This is a genomic window from Bacterioplanes sanyensis, assembly GCF_002237535.1.
Lineage (GTDB): Bacteria > Pseudomonadota > Gammaproteobacteria > Pseudomonadales > Oceanobacteraceae > Bacterioplanes > Bacterioplanes sanyensis_A.
In genome coordinates this window covers 2847039-2860566 of record NZ_CP022530.1, presented here as the reverse complement: position 1 = coordinate 2860566, position 13528 = coordinate 2847039, and the positions used below count along the sequence as shown (strand labels likewise).

15 protein-coding genes are annotated in these 13528 nt (G+C 53.6%); 5 read left to right on the top strand and 10 right to left on the bottom strand.

Annotated elements, in window-relative coordinates; translation table 11 throughout:
* Positions 1-6: 6 nt before the first annotated feature.
* The 3 genes from CHH28_RS13235 to msrB all read right to left on the bottom strand — a co-directional run bounded on the left by CHH28_RS13235 (position 7) and on the right by msrB (position 1605).
* Positions 7-462 (bottom strand): MarR family winged helix-turn-helix transcriptional regulator, encoded by a 456-nt coding sequence (locus CHH28_RS13235; RefSeq protein ID WP_094060760.1) that lies wholly within the window; start codon positions 460-462, stop codon positions 7-9.
* A gap of 7 nt (positions 463-469) precedes the next feature.
* Positions 470-955, bottom strand: a complete 486-nt coding sequence (locus CHH28_RS13230; RefSeq protein WP_094060759.1) for a glutathione peroxidase — start codon at positions 953-955, stop codon at positions 470-472.
* Positions 956-1191: 236 nt separating this feature from the next.
* Positions 1192-1605 (bottom strand): peptide-methionine (R)-S-oxide reductase MsrB, encoded by a 414-nt coding sequence (msrB, locus tag CHH28_RS13225; protein ID WP_094060758.1) that lies wholly within the window; start codon positions 1603-1605, stop codon positions 1192-1194.
* 87 nt (positions 1606-1692) lie between these two features.
* On the opposite strand from msrB, the gene CHH28_RS13220 reads away from it, so the two are divergent.
* Together CHH28_RS13220 and CHH28_RS13215 are read left to right on the top strand one after the other, a co-directional pair.
* A complete protein-coding gene (locus CHH28_RS13220) occupies positions 1693-2910 on the top strand; it encodes a pyridoxal phosphate-dependent aminotransferase (protein ID WP_094060757.1) in 1218 nt (405 codons plus the stop codon).
* A gap of 10 nt (positions 2911-2920) precedes the next feature.
* Positions 2921-3325 (top strand): hypothetical protein, encoded by a 405-nt coding sequence (locus tag CHH28_RS13215; protein WP_094060756.1) that lies wholly within the window; start codon positions 2921-2923, stop codon positions 3323-3325.
* Positions 3326-3328: 3 nt separating this feature from the next.
* Here CHH28_RS13215 and pdxB read toward each other — a convergent pair whose 3' ends face one another.
* On the bottom strand, positions 3329-4471 hold the full coding sequence (gene pdxB, locus CHH28_RS13210) for a 4-phosphoerythronate dehydrogenase PdxB (RefSeq protein WP_094060755.1): 1143 nt from the start codon (positions 4469-4471) through the stop codon (positions 3329-3331).
* Between the two features lie 501 nt (positions 4472-4972).
* On the opposite strand from pdxB, the gene acnB reads away from it, so the two are divergent.
* Positions 4973-7576, top strand: coding sequence for a bifunctional aconitate hydratase 2/2-methylisocitrate dehydratase (gene acnB, locus CHH28_RS13205; RefSeq protein WP_094060754.1), 2604 nt, complete (start codon positions 4973-4975; stop codon positions 7574-7576).
* Positions 7577-7701: 125 nt separating this feature from the next.
* Here the strand turns inward: acnB and CHH28_RS13200 are convergent, their stop codons facing one another.
* Both CHH28_RS13200 and CHH28_RS13195 read right to left on the bottom strand, forming a co-directional pair.
* Entirely contained in the window at positions 7702-8427 is a 726-nt protein-coding gene (locus CHH28_RS13200) for a transglutaminase-like domain-containing protein (RefSeq protein WP_094060753.1), read from the bottom strand.
* A 74-nt stretch (positions 8428-8501) separates the two neighbouring features.
* A complete protein-coding gene (locus CHH28_RS13195; protein WP_094060752.1) occupies positions 8502-9194 on the bottom strand; it encodes a helix-turn-helix transcriptional regulator in 693 nt (230 codons plus the stop codon).
* Between the two features lie 110 nt (positions 9195-9304).
* On the opposite strand from CHH28_RS13195, the gene CHH28_RS13190 reads away from it, so the two are divergent.
* The gene (locus CHH28_RS13190) at positions 9305-10264 is read left to right on the top strand and encodes an acyltransferase (protein ID WP_094060751.1); all 960 of its coding nucleotides are present in this window, start codon (positions 9305-9307) and stop codon (positions 10262-10264) included.
* Here the strand turns inward: CHH28_RS13190 and cyoE are convergent.
* From cyoE to CHH28_RS13170, 4 genes are read right to left on the bottom strand one after another with little or no spacing between them, the layout of a single operon-like run.
* On the bottom strand, positions 10202-11092 hold the full coding sequence (gene cyoE / locus CHH28_RS13185; RefSeq protein WP_094060750.1) for a heme o synthase: 891 nt from the start codon (positions 11090-11092) through the stop codon (positions 10202-10204). The genes CHH28_RS13190 and cyoE overlap by 63 nt on opposite strands.
* Entirely contained in the window at positions 11085-12107 is a 1023-nt protein-coding gene (locus CHH28_RS13180) for a COX15/CtaA family protein (protein ID WP_094060749.1), read from the bottom strand. Before CHH28_RS13180 ends, cyoE begins: the two co-directional genes overlap by 8 nt.
* A gap of 4 nt (positions 12108-12111) precedes the next feature.
* A complete protein-coding gene (locus CHH28_RS13175) occupies positions 12112-12552 on the bottom strand; it encodes a hypothetical protein (protein ID WP_157729910.1) in 441 nt (146 codons plus the stop codon).
* Between the two features lie 29 nt (positions 12553-12581).
* Positions 12582-13298, bottom strand: a complete 717-nt coding sequence (locus CHH28_RS13170) for an SURF1 family protein (protein WP_094060747.1) — start codon at positions 13296-13298, stop codon at positions 12582-12584.
* Between the two features lie 39 nt (positions 13299-13337).
* On the opposite strand from CHH28_RS13170, the gene CHH28_RS13165 reads away from it, so the two are divergent.
* A complete protein-coding gene (locus tag CHH28_RS13165) occupies positions 13338-13526 on the top strand; it encodes a DUF2909 family protein (protein WP_094060746.1) in 189 nt (62 codons plus the stop codon).
* Positions 13527-13528: the final 2 nt, after the last annotated feature.

Genomic DNA, 13528 nt, shown 5'->3' with positions numbered 1-13528 from the left:
ATGCGATCAAAGCAGCTGCGATAACTGCCGCTGCCAAGATTGCAGTAAGTCGCGCATTTGTTGCAGCTCTTGTGGGCTGACTTGCAGGCGGCATAACAGCTGCTCAGGTACCGATTCAGCGCGCGTTTTCAGTGACAGGCCGTCTGCGGTCAGTTCAATCATCACACGACGCTCGTCCTGCGTACTGCGCCGGCGCTGTAGTAAGCCGTTCGCCTCCATGCGCTTTAACAAAGGTGTCACAGTGCCCGTATCGAGCTGCAGTTCGCGGCACAACTCGCCCACCGCCAACGGCAGGCGCTGCTCTTCCCGCGCCTGCCACAATACCAGCATCACCAAATACTGTGGGTAGGTTAACCCCAGCGGTTTTAGTAATGGCTGATAAGCCTGAGTCACCTGGCGTGACAAGCTGTACAGCGGGAAACAGAGCTGTTGCTGCAACTGCAGCCGACTGCTGGAAGTCATTCGAGCCTTACTGTCCGGCCGACAGCGCCTGCTCAATGTCTTTGGCCAGCGCTTCGGGTTTGGTGGTGGGCGCGTAGCGATCAATAACCTGACCATCACGCCCAATCAAAAACTTGGTGAAGTTCCACTTGATGCCCTCTGTACCGAGCACACCTGGCGCCGCCTGCTTCAGACGCTGGTACAAGGGAGCGGCATTGTCACCATTCACCTCAATTTTGGCAAACATTGGAAAACTGACGCCGTAATTCTTTTGGCAGAAAGCACCAATCTCCTCAGAGCTGCCTTTTTCTTGATGGCCGAATTGGTTGCAGGGAAAGCCCAGGATCATCAACCCCTGCTCCTTATATTGTTTCCACAATGCCTCCAACCCCTCGTACTGCGGGGTAAAACCACATTCGCTGGCGGTGTTGACCACCAACACCACGTGGCCTTGGTAGTCGTCCAGTTGCTGCTGCTCACCATTTAAGCGCGCCATTTCGCCGGTCAAAATCATCACTACCTCCATTGCTTCAAATTATATTGCGCAAAATACAATAGCCGATTAAAAGTCATGCCGCCAGCCTGTATGGCATTTATTGCGATGAAACTAACAGCAATGTTCGACACTCGAGCTGTGTCTGAGTTGGCAACGCTTGAGTCCTGCGGAGCGCTGGCTCAGCGCTCCGCGGCTCTCACCAATGTAACCCACACCAATGCAACCTAAACCAATGCAGTCCGCACCAGCGCGAACTAGCCGTCGTCGCTTGACTCAGACTTGGCGACAAAATCCAAAGAGGCGGAGTTAATGCAGTAGCGCAGCCCGTTCTCAGCGGGGCCATCGGTGAATACATGCCCTAAATGAGCATCACATTGGTGGCAGACGACCTCGGTACGGACCATAAAATGACTGGTATCCAAATGCTCGTCCACAGCCTGGTCGGCCACGGGCTGGGTAAAGCTGGGCCAACCACAGCCAGCATCGTATTTATTGTGACTTAAAAACAAGGCGGCACCGCAGCAAACGCAGTGGTAGGTGCCGTCTTGGTCAAAGTCATAGTATTGCCCGGTAAAAGGGCGCTCGGTCGCCGCCTCTCGAGTGATGCTGTAGGTGTGTTCATCCAGTTGCTCACGCCACTGCTGCGGAGTTTTGGTAATTTTTGCCATGCGATGCCCTTGCTTACTTTCGCGTTATCTAAGCACAGAGTATGATGCTGAGTTCTCTGTTGATTCAATAAAGGCGTGCGTAGTTCCATGAAGGAAGTCGTTAAATCCAATAAGCTGGCTAATGTTTTTTACGATATTCGTGGACCCGTCTTACAAGCCGCCAAGCGCATGGAAGAAGAAGGCCACCGAATCCTGAAGTTAAACATTGGCAACCCCAAGCCCTTTGGTTTGGATGCGCCAGAAGAAATCATTCAGGACGTTATCTATAACCTGCCCGATTCCGAAGGCTACGCCGACTCGCGCGGCTTGTTTTCTGCGCGCAAAGCCATCATGCAATACGCGCAGCAAAAGAACATTGCCAACGTCGGTATTGAAGACATCATCGTCGGCAACGGTGTCAGTGAGCTGATTGTGATGAGCATGCAGGGCCTGCTCAATAACGGCGACGAAGTCTTGGTGCCAGCACCGGATTACCCACTGTGGACGGGCGCCGTGAGCCTGGCCGGTGGACGCGCCGTGCACTACATCTGCGACGAAGGCAGCGGCTGGTATCCAGATTTAGAAGACATGCGCCGCAAAATCACCGATAAAACCCGTGCGCTGGTATTGATCAACCCCAACAACCCGACCGGCGCTGTCTACCCGCAGGAAATTCTGCAAGGCATGCTCGACATCGCCCGCGAACACCAACTGGTGGTGTTCTCCGATGAAATTTACGACAAGATTTTGTTTGATGGCGCCGAGCATATTTCGACCGGCTCATTGGCCGATGACTTGCTCATCATTACCTTTAACGGCCTGTCTAAAAATTATCGTCTGGCAGGCTTTCGCGCTGGTTGGATGATCATCAGCGGCGCCAAGCACCTGGCCAAAGATTACCTCGAAGGCTTGGACATGCTGGCCAACATGCGCCTGTGTGCCAATGTACCAGCGATGCACGCGATTCAAACCGCGCTCGGCGGCTATCAAAGCATTAACGACCTAGTGGCACCCGGAGGTCGCATTTGCCAACAGCGCGACATCGCCTACGAGGCACTCAACAGCATCGACGGCGTGTCGTGCGTTAAGCCCAAAGGCGCTTTGTATTGCTTCCCGAAAATGGACACGCAAAAATTCAACATCGCCAACGATGAGCGCATGGTGTTGGATTTGTTGGAGCAGCAGAAAATTTTGATCGTGCACGGCACCGCGTTTAACTGGCCCTACCCAGACCACTTCCGCGTAGTATTTTTGCCGCGCCCGGAAGACTTGACTGCCGCCATGGAGCGCATGCAGCAGTTTTTCGGTGGCTATCGCCAACTGTAGCGGAGCGCCTATGCTCGACGTCCATATTGATGACTTTTACAAAGACTGTGCAGCGGCGCTGCTGTTAGGCTTTCGCTGGTTTCCACGCCAGCAAACGCTGTTTATTGAAGACATTTCCGGGCCGGACGATATGGACGAGTTCGGCCTGCACTCACCTAGGCACATGGCGGCGTTGGGCACAGTGCAGTGGCTGCAAGATGAAGGGTTTGTGCGCTTTGGCGCACGCGATGCCTGCCGCTCGGTGGACGATTTTGTATTAACGTCGAAAGCGTTTGCGCGCATGATGAAAGCCATCGACGATGACCCCACCCAAACACTGGCGCACTCGCTCGAATACGCGCGCCTGCAGGGCGACACCCTCACCTTAGGAAGGCTGCTGCAAGCGCACATTTTATGCCACGATCAGTTGCTCTGAGCGCTATTTAACACGCACATCAAAGCCTGCCGCCTCAAGCGCCTTACCCAAATCCAGGCAACGCGCCGGCACTCCCACCTTAAGTACGGGAATATCGCGACGCAGCGGATAATCGCGGCGTAATTGATCAAAGGTGGCGCGCTGATCCTCACTGCGGCGCATGGCAGCACGCATCACGCCGTCATCCACACGTATTTCGTATGAAGCGCGAATCGCTGTTCGCAGCGCCTGATGAACTGGAATATTGTCGGAAAAATTCACCCGCTTTATGCCCGGCTCGGGTAAAAACTGGGCGAGTTTGCAGCGCACGGGCAACCCCAAAAACTCACTGACGGCGTGGTAAATCATTTCAGTCCCGCGCATTTTTCCATCCAAGGAATACCCGGCAATGTGTGGCGTGGCGATTAATGCCCGTTGCATCAGCGCCAAATCCAAGTACGGCTCGTGTTCCCAAACGTCCAATACGGCTTCAAAATCGCCATGATCATTGAGATGCGCCTTCAGCGCCTGACCGTCCACCACGCCACCGCGACAAGTATTGATCAAACACGCATCTGGGCGCATTGCCGCCAACTGCTCAGCGCCAATCAAGTGATGCGTTGGGTGTGGACCATCAAGGGTGAGCGGCGTGTGCAGGGTCACCACATCGGCTTGCAACGCTTGCTGCAGTGACACCAGCTCACCAACATCCTCAGGCTGCTTAAACGGATCGACGGCCATCACCGTCACCCCCATGGTTTCCAGACGCTGTCGCAGCAGCCCGCCCACATTGCCAACACCCACAATGCCAACACTGAGGTCGGTAAAGGTTTGGCCACGCGTATCAGTCAGCACACTGAGCGCGCTAAGTACGTAGTCCACCACGGCTTGCGCGTTGCAACCGGGCGAGCTGGCAAAACCAATGTTGTTGGCGGTCAGGTAATCGGTATCGATGTGGTCGGTGCCTATGGTGGCGGTCGCAACAAACTTGACCGGTGTTCCCTCCAGCAGCGACTGATCGACACGCGTTACCGAGCGTACTAGCAGTACATCGGTGTGCAGCAAGTCGTCGCGGCACAACTGGCGCCCAGGGCGGCGTTCAATGGTGCCGAGGTCGGCAAAAAATTCATCGATCAGCGGAATGTTTTCATCAGCCAGTATTCGCACGAGCGGTTCTCAAAAACTCAATCAGACCTCATTTTGGCAACTGCCGACACGACTGACAATGATATTTAAGGCACCGCGGAACAATTCTGCACAGCTCCGCGCCAGTGCAGCAGGTGTTCAGAACAAGGCGGCACTGGCAGAAAATGGCCAGGCCTGGTCAACATCGCCAACGACATTTTGGAGACTTGCCGCCCGCACCCTACGGGGATCGCCAGAGCGAACGCGCCATTCACTCAGAAAATAGCGAACATAAGCCAAATAAGAACACTTTATAACCTATTCGACCATCGGCTTCCTTAACCCAAAATCGCCGATGACCTATAATTGCGCCCGGAAATCCGTTTACGAGCCTTTGCGATTGAACGCGGCAGCGCCAGCTTGCAACCGTGACCGGCGCTGCAGCGCCGCAAAGCTCACCAGGAAGTACACCCATCCGTCGGCCACGTCGGTCACAAGTCGACGTAGGATGTGCGACAGATATAACGAGACGAGGATATAACCGTGTTAGAAGCTTATCGTGCTCACGTCGCTGAGCGTGCAGAGCAAGGCGTACCGCCAAAGCCTCTGAATGCTGAGCAAACCGCCGCTCTGGTCGAGCTGCTGAAAACCCCACCAGCTGGCGAAGAGGAAACTCTGGTCGACCTGCTGGAAAATCGTATTCCACCGGGCGTGGACGAAGCTGCTTATGTCAAAGCCGGTTTCCTGACTGCGATCGTTAAAGGCGAAGCCGCCTCTCCTCTGGTCTCGAAAGAAAAAGCCGTGCAGCTGCTGGGCATGATGCAAGGTGGCTATAACATCGCTACCTTGGTTGAGTTGCTGGACGACGCCAGCCTGGCCGAGCTGGCCGGCGAGCAGCTGAAAAGCACGCTGCTGATGTTCGATGCCTTCAACGACGTTAAAGAAAAAATGGACGCGGGCAACGCCGTTGCCAAGAGCGTGATGGAGTCTTGGGCCAACGCTGAGTGGTTCACCAACAAAGACAAGGTCGCTGAAAGCATCAAAATGACCGTGTTCAAGGTCACTGGTGAAACCAACACCGACGATCTGTCCCCAGCTCCTGACGCATGGTCTCGTCCAGACATTCCTCTGCACGCCCGCGCTGCTTACAAAATGACCCGTGACGGCTTAGAGCCTGAAGAGCACGGCGTCACAGGTCCTATGGCGCAGATCGAAGCGATCAAAACCAAAGGCCTGCCGGTTGCTTTTGTTGGTGACGTTGTAGGTACCGGTTCGTCACGTAAATCCGCCACCAACTCGGTGTTGTGGTTCTTTGGCGACGACATCCCTGGCGTACCTAACAAGCGTGGCGGCGGTGTGTGTATCGGCGGTAAAGTGGCGCCGATCTTCTTCAACACCATGGAAGACGCTGGCGCCTTGGTCTTCGAAGCCCCAGTTGACGACCTCAACATGGGTGATGTGATTGAAATTCGCCCGTACGACGGCAAGATTCTGTCTGAATCAGGCGAAGTCTTGTCTGAGTTTGAATTCAAATCCGACGTGATTCTTGATGAAGTTCAAGCCGGTGGCCGTATCCCACTGATCATTGGTCGCGGCCTGACCAGCAAAGCACGCGAAGCTCTGGGCCTAGGTGCATCAGATACCTTCCGCTTGCCAGTTGACCCAGAAGCCGGCTCTAAAGGCTTTAGCCTGGCGCAGAAGATGGTCGGTAAGGCATGTGGCCTGGAAGAAGGTCAAGGCGTTCGTCCTGGCACCTACTGCGAGCCACAAATGACCACCGTCGGCTCTCAAGACACCACAGGTCCTATGACCCGTGATGAACTAAAAGACCTGGCGTGCTTGGGCTTCCAAGCTGACTTGGTGATGCAATCTTTCTGTCATACCGCGGCTTATCCAAAGCCGGTTGACGTTGAAATGCAGCACACCATGCCAGACTTTATTCAAACCCGTGGCGGTGTTGCGCTGCGTCCGGGTGACGGCATCATCCACTCTTGGCTGAACCGCATGCTGCTGCCAGATACCGTGGGCACCGGTGGTGACTCTCACACCCGTTTCCCAATGGGCATTTCGTTCCCAGCCGGTTCTGGCTTGGTGGCCTTTGCTGCCGCCACCGGTGTTATGCCACTGGATATGCCTGAATCTGTACTGGTGCGCTTTAAAGGCAAGATGCAGCCTGGCATCACGCTGCGTGACCTGGTACACGCCATTCCTCTTTACGGCATCAAGCAAGGCCTGTTGACGGTTGAGAAAAAAGGCAAGATCAACGAATTCTCAGGTCGCATCCTGGAAATCGAAGGCCTGGAAGATCTGACCGTTGAGCAAGCGTTTGAGCTGTCAGATGCCTCTGCAGAGCGCTCTGCTGCGGGTTGTACCATCAACCTGTCGGAAGAGTCCGTTGCTGAGTACCTGCGCTCTAACATCGTCATGCTGCGTTGGATGATTGCCGAAGGTTATGGCGATCCTCGTACTCTGGAGCGTCGTGCACAAGCCATGGAAGCCTGGTTGGCTAACCCAAGCCTGATGCGTGCTGACAAAGACGCTGAGTACGCTCACGTGATCGAAATTGATCTGGCCGACATTAAAGAGCCGATCGTGTGCTGCCCGAACGACCCAGACGATGCTAAATATCTGTCTGAAGTGGCTGGCGACAGCGTTGATGAAGTCTTCATCGGCTCGTGCATGACCAACATCGGTCACTTCCGTGCGGCGGGTAAACTGCTGGCCCAAAACAAAGGCGGTCTGTCGACCCGCTTCTGGATGTCGCCACCGACTAAAATGGACGAAGCTCAGTTGATGGAAGAAGGCTACTTCAACATCTACGGCACATCCGGTGTTCGCACCGAAATGCCGGGCTGCTCTTTGTGCATGGGTAACCAGGCGCGTGTAGCTCCAAACACCACAGTACTGTCGACCTCAACGCGTAACTTCCCTAACCGTTTGGGTGATGGCGCCAATGTGTACCTGACCTCTGCGGAACTGGCAGCGGTGGGCGGCATCTTAGGCAAACTGCCTACACCTGCGGAATACATGGAGTACGCCAAGAACTTGGATAGCATGTCTGCCGACATCTACAAGTACTTGAACTTCGACAAGATGGACGAGTACACCAAAAAAGCGGCAACGGCTGTGATTGCAACGGATAAATAATCCCTAGCAATTCCACCTAGCCCAGTAAAAAGCCCGGCATTTGCCGGGCTTTTTTTGTTGCATTTTCAGCAGCACATCGCATTAAAAATGCTCAACGACGAGCAATGCCAAGGACACCGAGTTAATTAGAAACGTCCAAGGTCCCGAATGCGCCTAACATTGCGATTAAGCACATGACGCAATGCGTAACAATAAAACCAACGCTTCACACCAGTTAAATTGCGATGCTGGCGATAAAAATCATCGGGATGGGCAAAAATACCATAATCATCGGCAATGCCTTGGCGTTGAATATAGGTGTCTTCTCCTTGCCAGTTGATATTGGGCTCAGCCAAACAGGTGGTGGCAATGCCATAACCGCTGAATGCCGTGCAGTTTTCACCCTCCCCGCCGCCCTGCTTGGCAAAGCGATGCTGAATCTGATTTAGATAGCGCTGGTCGATAATATAACCTTCAAGGTTAATCCAACGCTGCTGGTACAAGACTTCCACCCAACTGTGCACAATACGCTCTGGCACGAATGGCATGAGCCAGGTGGGAATGGCACCTTGCTGTAAGCGATTAAAAATAGTGAAGCCATGTAAACGACAGGGAATACCCAACGCACGTAATAACGCCATTAACAGTGTACCTTTGGTATTGCACTGGCCATAGCCATCGGCGAGCACCTGACTGGCCTTCAGCTCATCATGGGCGTTGTAGCCAAACAAAATCTCGTCGCGTACAAAATCGTATACAGCACCGATGGCAGCATAACCATCGAGCTGGCGCCAGCCGCGCTGATCGATCAGCGTTTGCAAATCCGTATGTTGAAAATCCAGCATATCCGTGTGTATCAAATAATCGCTCATAGGTACCTCCCGTTAGAGGCCACCAGATTAAGAGTATGAGCAACAAGTTACTTGAATAAACTGGCGATGAGCGATTACAAAAACTGGCGTAACGCTTGTCGAATAGTCAGGCCAAACTGCTGGCGAAAAGTGCGTGAAAGATGCGCACTGTCGGAAAAACCAGCGGCATGAGCAGCTTCCGTGGCTGACTGCCCTCGCTGCAAGGCTAATAAGGCACACTGCAAACGCCGCCATTTTAAATAAGGCCGCCAGGGCACACCCATAGACTGTTTAAAGCGGTGTAAAAAATGGCTTTCAGACCAGCCCAACTGCTGCGCCACCTGCGCCGCTCGCCATTGCGACGGCTTAATGCAATCCGCCACCAAGCAGCCATCAAGCTGTGTTAACAGCTGACTTATTTGAGCATCCATAGCGACTTCGTGGGTTTGGCTTTGTTGTTCAATCCAGCGGCGAAAACCATCCGGGCTTAACGCCGGGTCACAACCCAAGGAAAAGCGACTCTTGCCTGCGCTTTGCTGCTTTAACCAACGTCCGACTGCGCTTTGCTGTTCGAGCAGTATCACGACCCCTTGGGACAGCCTTAAAGCATGCATCACACCAGGTGCCAGTGCGATAACGTAAGAGCCTGTTAATGCCTGATCATCAAGCAGCAACTGCCAGTCATGACCAAGCACCAGTTGCCAGCAAGTATGCTGATGAAGATCCGTCTCGGTGATGGGGGCAGCGATAGTGAGCCAGCCTGGATCTATCTGAATTCTATGTTGCATAACAACTCGTAATAAATGACCAACAGTTCACTCAAAACAGCGCCTAACAAATTGATCTGGATGCAAAAAACAGTAGTATCCTAAGCAGATTTATTTGGGAACGCTGATTCATGGCAAATAATAGCGCGAGCCCATCTGGCTCAACTTTCACAGGCATTGTCAGTGCACTAGCGCTGCTGCTGTACACGGTATTTCTAGGAGTATTTCTGTACGCCATGATTGCCGTGAAAATTCTACTGCCGCCATTGCGTCAACGCATCGCTGATCCGGCTATTGTGGCCATCGCTAGCCTGTGGATTCAAGGCATTTTGTGGTGGATCAATCATGTTGGCAAAGTACAGTGGGATATCCAAGGGCTGGAGCGCAGCCGGGCGGATGGTTGGTATCTGATTACTGCCAATCACCAGAGCTGGGTTGATATCTTTGCTCTCTATCAAGTGTATTTAGGCAAAGCTCCGCTGCTTAAGTTCTTTATCAAACACGAACTTGGCTATTTGCCCATCGTTGGCCAGGCTTGGTGGGCACTGGATTTCCCCTTTATGCGCCGCTACACCAAGGACTATCTAAAAAAACACCCAGAAAAAGCAGGGCAGGATTTGCTAGAAACCCAGCGTGCGTGTGAAAAGTTTTCCCAAACACCCACCAGCGTAATGAATTTTTTAGAAGGCACACGTCTCACCGATGCCAAGCACCGTCAGCAGCAATCACCTTATCGACATTTGTTAAAACCCAAAGCGGGCGGTTTGGCTTTTGCCATTCAAGCACTGGGAGAGCGCTTTGATGCGCTGACCAACGTCACCATCGCCTACCCTCATGGCACGCCGAGTTTTTGGGATTTAATGTGCGGCCGGGTAGCGTTTATTCGTATGGTGATTGAAGAAATTCCGATTCCGCCACATTTCTGCCAGGGCGACTATCAAAATGACCCACATCTGCGCCAGGAAATGCAGCACTGGACATCGGCGATCTGGGAGAAAAAAGACGCGCTATTAGCGCGCCTGTTAGCGTCAGAATCGCACGAAGTGATCAAGCAAGAGCGCGCCAAACAGCCACAAAATGTAGCGAATTGAAAACCAAAATGCCTGCATCGGCGCTTTTACATCGTGTCGATGCCGGTACACCCGCCAGTTAAACCAGATCCAACGCGCATTGAGCGGCAGCAGCAACAATAAATATAACCAGCAGCTCATGGCGGTGACAAAAGGCAACAACGTGACGGCAACCGTGAGCCAAGCGTACAGCCACACCTGTAAGCGGGTAAACGCATCACCATGAGTCACCGGTAACATAGGTACCCCAGCGTGGCGATATTCTTCACAGCGATGAATAGCCAATACCCAAAAATGTGCCGGCGTCCAGGCAAAAATGATTAACACCAACAACACCGCATTGCCTTCCAATTGCCCAGTAACAGCGGTCCAGCCCAACAAAGGTGGCGCCGCTCCCGCCAAGCCACCAATGGTGATGTTTTGCGGCGTCGCGTGTTTTAGAAAGGCGGTGTAGACCAAGGCATACCCCAGCAGCGAGGCTGCCGTCAGCATGGCTGTTAGCGGATTGATGAGCCAGGCCAACAAAAACACGCCACTGAGTGACAGCGCACTGGCGTACAGACTCACCTGCCATGTCGATAAACGCTGCTGAGCAAAAGGACGGCGCCGAGTCCTCGCCATCAGCTGATCAAAGCGCTGATCGAGCAAATGGTTAAATGCCGCCGCGCCCATCGAAGCCAACGCAATGCCCAGCATGGCCAATGTCAATTGACCCAAATCGGGAAGAACCGGCCGCGCCAGCAATGCACCGACTAAGGCACACACCAGCATCACCACCACCACTCGTGGCTTGCCGAGCGCCCAATAGTCCTGCCAGCGAGACGGCTGTTTTAAAACAACGTCATTCATAGCTCACCCTCCCAGATACACGACTTGATGCCACCGCCAGTTGCGGCGTCAATAGCAATGACCACCACCCCAGCAGCAACAGTGCCACAGCACCAGCGGTATGCAGCAGTGCCACCACCAGTGGCATGCCTTGCGTTACCAAAATGGCACCCAACGCGACCTGCACTAAATACACCGACATCATCCAGCCCAACGGCTGCTGCGCCGCCGATGCACGCCTGTGCGCCAACCAATACGCAACCAGCAATAACACTCCCAACAACACGGCATTCAGTCGGTGCGCAAAATGAATGGCCGTTCGCGCCTCCGCGTGCAGCTGACCATATAAGTAGTGCGGGCCAATGGTTTGGGTTAAATGGAAACCCTCGGACACATCCATGGCAGGCCACCACTCACCATTGCATTTAGGGAAGCCGACGCAACCGGTACCGGCATAATTGCTCGATGTCCAACCACCCAGGGCCAGCTGCAGTATTAACACCCCCATTAAAGCGGCCACAGCAAAACGTAACGAGCCGGACTCATTGTTTTGCTCTCCGGAGCGCTGACGACTACTGAGCCAAACCGCAAAAAACAGCGACAAGCACGTCAGTCCACCAAGCAGATGCGCCGTTACCACTTGTGGCCAAAGCTGCAATGTGACCGTCCAAGCGCCAAATGCTCCCTGCAGCAGCACCATACCAAGTAATGCCAGTGACCAACGCATCACTGCCGGAAAGGCCGAGCGCTGACGCCAAGCCAGCGCATTAATGACCAACACCCACAGTCCCAAGGCCGATGCCAAATAGCGATGAATCATTTCCATCCAGGCTTTCACCGGCTCCAGCGGCTGCGAAGAATATTCTGCTGCAGTGGCGTGGTCAGGCACCACCAGTCGCCCGTAACATCCGGGCCAGTCCGGACACCCCAAGCCAGCGTCCATCAAGCGCGTGGCGACACCGACTAAAATCACCACAATGCAGAATACGGCACCACTCAGCGACACCCAGCGAATTACCTTCAGTGATTCATTCATAGGCTTACTCCGGCCAGTAATCTGGTCGCTTGGGAACGCGCTTGAGTACATAGCGAAGGTCTTTGAGTACTTGCGCATCGTCTAGATCTTGAAACAACAACACCACTCGACCATTAGCATCGGCCAATGCCAATGAACCGGCAAAAGGCGGCACCGCCGTGGAAACACTTTCCCCTGGCAAAGCACTGATCGACGCATCGTCCGTTAAACGCCACCGCCACAGCCTTTGAGCGTCTCTCCCCAAAGCGCGATGAATATGCCATGCGCTGTCCGCATTACAGTCCGACTGATGACAATTAATAAGCAAATAAAAGTCGGCGATGTTTTGATCGTACTCGCCAAGCCACTGAGACAATGGCGGCACATCGGGTTGCACGGTGGCGTCCACAGCCACGTCTTTTGGAATTGCCAACTGCCAATGCCACATAGCCCAGGCAATAGGCATGGGCGCTGCGAGCAAAACCATCAACCCAATCAATTTCCAGTGTGCCGACGACATCTCTTTTCCCTCCAAGGATCAGCAAGATAACCCACAGTGACGGCCGTAAACGCCAACGCTAGCCACTGCAGGGCATAACCTAAATGACGTTCTGGCGACATAAATTGCAGCGGCTGCCACCAAGCAGGACGCTGACCATTGCGCTGATGCACCACGCCGCCAGCCAGCTCAGCATCCAGCTTCTGTTCCCAGTCGGGCAGCACCAGCGCTTGAACACGATTACCTTCTTGCACCTCACCGAGCAAAAATGGCGTTTGATTCAGCTGCTGCCATTGCCCTTTTATAATCGCTGGCCCAGCGGGTTCCTTTGGCAACGGCAACGATTGGCGATGACCGCCGGTAAATTCAAATCCGCGGTCCACCAAATACACTCGCCCGCGTTCGGTCACCAAGGGTGTGATCAGCGACACGCCAGGGCGGCCTTGATAATTGCGATTATCTAACCAGGCGCTGAGCTCTGGCTGGAAATGTCCCTCGATCTCAACATTTTGGCCATGGCTAGGGAGCGAAGGTAGATCACCTTCGCGCCAAACAGCATCATGAGCAGACATCAAACGTTTATTATTGGCTCGGTCGTATTGCCAGTTTGCCAATACCAGCCCCAACAAAAACAATGCCAGCCAAAAAGCGTACCAGCCGTAGCGCTTGATCGGCCAAATCCTTGGGGCTATTGACTCAGCCTCTAACGCCATGCGCTACTGATCAATAAATATTTGGAGCGCAGACGTGTCATGTTAAAAGTCCTAATCGCAATTGTTTTTTTTATAATGATTGTCAGCTTATTGGCCGGCGCTGGCTTTTTGCTGTCCGACCAAAGCCAGTCCAAACGCCTATTAACATCCCTGACCTTGCGCGTGGCTTGTGCTGCCATACTTATGGCAGCGTTGGTGTATGGCTTTGTATCTGGCACACTCGCATAACC

What these genes read in the sequence shown, in the direction of transcription:
- CHH28_RS13235 (WP_094060760.1), bottom strand. Translation starts at nt 462, where the DNA reads ATGACTTCCAGCAGTCGGCTGCAGTTGCAGCAACAGCTCTGTTTCCCG.
- CHH28_RS13230 (WP_094060759.1), bottom strand. Translation starts at nt 955, where the DNA reads ATGATTTTGACCGGCGAAATGGCGCGCTTAAATGGTGAGCAGCAGCAA.
- msrB (WP_094060758.1), bottom strand. Translation starts at nt 1,605, where the DNA reads ATGGCAAAAATTACCAAAACTCCGCAGCAGTGGCGTGAGCAACTGGAT.
- CHH28_RS13220 (WP_094060757.1), top strand. Translation starts at nt 1,693, where the DNA reads ATGAAGGAAGTCGTTAAATCCAATAAGCTGGCTAATGTTTTTTACGAT.
- CHH28_RS13215 (WP_094060756.1), top strand. Translation starts at nt 2,921, where the DNA reads ATGCTCGACGTCCATATTGATGACTTTTACAAAGACTGTGCAGCGGCG.
- CHH28_RS13200 (WP_094060753.1), bottom strand. Translation starts at nt 8,427, where the DNA reads ATGAGCGATTATTTGATACACACGGATATGCTGGATTTTCAACATACG.
- CHH28_RS13195 (WP_094060752.1), bottom strand. Translation starts at nt 9,194, where the DNA reads ATGCAACATAGAATTCAGATAGATCCAGGCTGGCTCACTATCGCTGCC.
- CHH28_RS13190 (WP_094060751.1), top strand. Translation starts at nt 9,305, where the DNA reads ATGGCAAATAATAGCGCGAGCCCATCTGGCTCAACTTTCACAGGCATT.
- cyoE (WP_094060750.1), bottom strand. Translation starts at nt 11,092, where the DNA reads ATGAATGACGTTGTTTTAAAACAGCCGTCTCGCTGGCAGGACTATTGG.
- CHH28_RS13180 (WP_094060749.1), bottom strand. Translation starts at nt 12,107, where the DNA reads ATGAATGAATCACTGAAGGTAATTCGCTGGGTGTCGCTGAGTGGTGCC.
- CHH28_RS13175 (WP_157729910.1), bottom strand. Translation starts at nt 12,552, where the DNA reads ATGCCTATTGCCTGGGCTATGTGGCATTGGCAGTTGGCAATTCCAAAA.
- CHH28_RS13170 (WP_094060747.1), bottom strand. Translation starts at nt 13,298, where the DNA reads ATGGCGTTAGAGGCTGAGTCAATAGCCCCAAGGATTTGGCCGATCAAG.
- CHH28_RS13165 (WP_094060746.1), top strand. Translation starts at nt 13,338, where the DNA reads ATGTTAAAAGTCCTAATCGCAATTGTTTTTTTTATAATGATTGTCAGC.